2 protein-coding genes are annotated in these 1966 nt (G+C 75.5%); one reads left to right on the plus strand and one right to left on the minus strand.

Annotated features, from left to right (window positions below; translation table 11 throughout):
- Nucleotides 1–62 precede the first annotated feature (62 nt).
- The gene (locus tag ACFU6K_RS37895; protein ID WP_380671042.1) at nucleotides 63–1100 is read right to left on the minus strand and encodes an aldo/keto reductase; all 1038 of its coding nucleotides are present in this window, start codon (nucleotides 1098–1100) and stop codon (nucleotides 63–65) included.
- Between the two features lie 119 nt (nucleotides 1101–1219).
- On the opposite strand from ACFU6K_RS37895, the gene ACFU6K_RS37900 reads away from it, so the two are divergent.
- A complete protein-coding gene (locus ACFU6K_RS37900; protein WP_380671040.1) occupies nucleotides 1220–1840 on the plus strand; it encodes a TetR/AcrR family transcriptional regulator in 621 nt (206 codons plus the stop codon).
- Nucleotides 1841–1966 lie beyond the last annotated feature (126 nt).

The raw sequence follows: 1966 nt of genomic DNA on the forward strand, positions 1-1966 counted from the left end.
CCACGCCGCTCGGGCCCCGCGCCTCCGCCGGCCGCCGCGCCCCCCCTGCGCGCCCGCGCGCCTCAGCCCGCCAGGGGCGGGTTGAGCCGGGCGAAGGCCTCCTGCCGCCGGTACGGGAAGTACGGGTACGGCGCGGTGCGGGCGCTCGCCGCGTCCAGCCGGGCCACCTGCTCCTCCGTCAGGGACCAGCCGACCGCGCCGAGGTTCTGGCGCAGCTGCTCCTCGTTGCGGGCGCCGATGATGACCGACGAGACGGTCGGACGGCGCAGCAGCCAGTTGATCGCCACCTGGGGGACGGTCCGTTCGGTCTCGGCGGCGACCTCGGTCAGCGCGTCGACCACCCGGTACAGCAGCTCGTCCTCCACCGGCGGGCCGTAGTCGGCGGTGTCGTGCAGCCGGCTGCCGTCCGGGAGCGGCTGCCCGCGGCGGATCCTCCCCGTGAGCCGGCCCCAGCCGAGCGGGCTCCAGACCAGGGCGCCGACGCCCTCCTCCCGGGCGAGCGGCATCAGCTCCCACTCGTAGTCGCGGCCGACGAGCGAGTAGTAGACCTGGTGGGCGGCGTACCGGGGGCGACCGTGCCGGTCGGCGAGGGCGAGGGACTTCATCAGCTGCCAGCCGGAGAAGTTGGAGACGCCGGTGTAGCGGATCTTGCCGGCCCGGACCAGGTCCTCCAGGGTGGCGAGCACCTCCTCGATCGGGGTGCCGGCGTCGTAGGCGTGCAGCTGGAACAGGTCCAGGTAGTCGGTGTCGAGGCGGCGCAGCGCGTCGTCGACGCTCCGGACCAGCCGGGCGCGGGAGGTGCCGGCGTCCTGCGGGCCGTCGCCGGTGGGCAGTCCGGCCTTGGTGGAGATCAGCACCTGGTCGCGGCGGCCGCGGACCGCCTGGCCGAGCACCTCCTCGGAGGCGCCGTCGGAGTACACGTCGGCGGTGTCGAAGAGGGTGACCCCGGCGTCGATGGAGATGTCGAGGAGCCGGCGGGCCTCCTGGACGTCGGTGGTGCCCCAGGCGCCGAACAGCGGGCCGCGCCCGCCGAAGGTGCCGGTGCCGAGGCTGAGCGCGGGCACCTTGAGTCCGGACGCGCCGAGCCGGCGGTACTCCATGTCGGTGGCGATGGTCATGGCGGATTTCTCCCCTCGAAGCCCCTAATGGGACCGCTGTTCCGTTAGGATGCCCTGAACCTAACAGACTCCACCCGTCTAATGGAACAGGAATCCCGTTAATGGCCGTCGAGCCCTCCACGCCCGGCACGGTCCGCCCCGGCGGCCGCACCGCCCGGGTCCGCGCCGCCGTCCTGCGCGCCGCCGAGGACGCCCTGGTCGAGCACGGCTTCAGCGGCCTCGACCTCGGCGACATCGCCCAACGGGCCGAGGTCGGCCGCACCACCGTCTACCGCCGCTGGGGCAGCACCACCGCGCTCGTCGCGGACCTGCTCGCGGACATGGCCGAGCAGTCGCTGCCGCGCGCCGACAGCGGCTCCCTTTCCGGGGACCTCCGGGCCAACGCCCGGCTCGTCCAGCGCACCCTGGCCGACCCCCGGCAGGGCGCGCTGTTCCGCGCCGTCATCGTGGCGGCGACCTGCGACCCGGACGCGGCCGAGGCCCTGCGGCACTTCTACCGGCGCCGGGTCGAGGAGTGGGCGCCGTGCGTCGCCGCGGCCGTCGAACGCGGCGAACTCCCGCCGGACACCGACGGGTTCGAGGTCGTCCGGGCGGTCTCGGCGCCGCTCTACTACCGGATGCTCACCACCGCGGAGCCACTGGACGAGGCGGCCGCGGACCGCGCGGCGGAGGCCGCCGAGGCGGCGGCCCGCGCCGGGGCCTACCGGCGCCGGAACGGCTAGGAACGGCCAGGAACAGCCAGGGACGGCCAGGGACAGCTAGGGACGGCCGGGGACGGCCGGGGACGCGAACGGCCGCCCAGCGCCGGAGCGCTGTGCGGCCACCGGGCACGGCGAGGGCCGCCGGGG

It is taken from the genome of Kitasatospora sp. NPDC057512 (genome assembly GCF_042802135.1).
Lineage (GTDB): Bacteria > Actinomycetota > Actinomycetes > Streptomycetales > Streptomycetaceae > Kitasatospora.

Coding starts and splice junctions, on each gene's coding strand:
- ACFU6K_RS37895 (WP_380671042.1), bottom strand. CDS start 1,100: ATGGAGTACCGCCGGCTCGGCGCGTCCGGACTCAAGGTGCCCGCGCTC.
- ACFU6K_RS37900 (WP_380671040.1), top strand. CDS start 1,220: ATGGCCGTCGAGCCCTCCACGCCCGGCACGGTCCGCCCCGGCGGCCGC.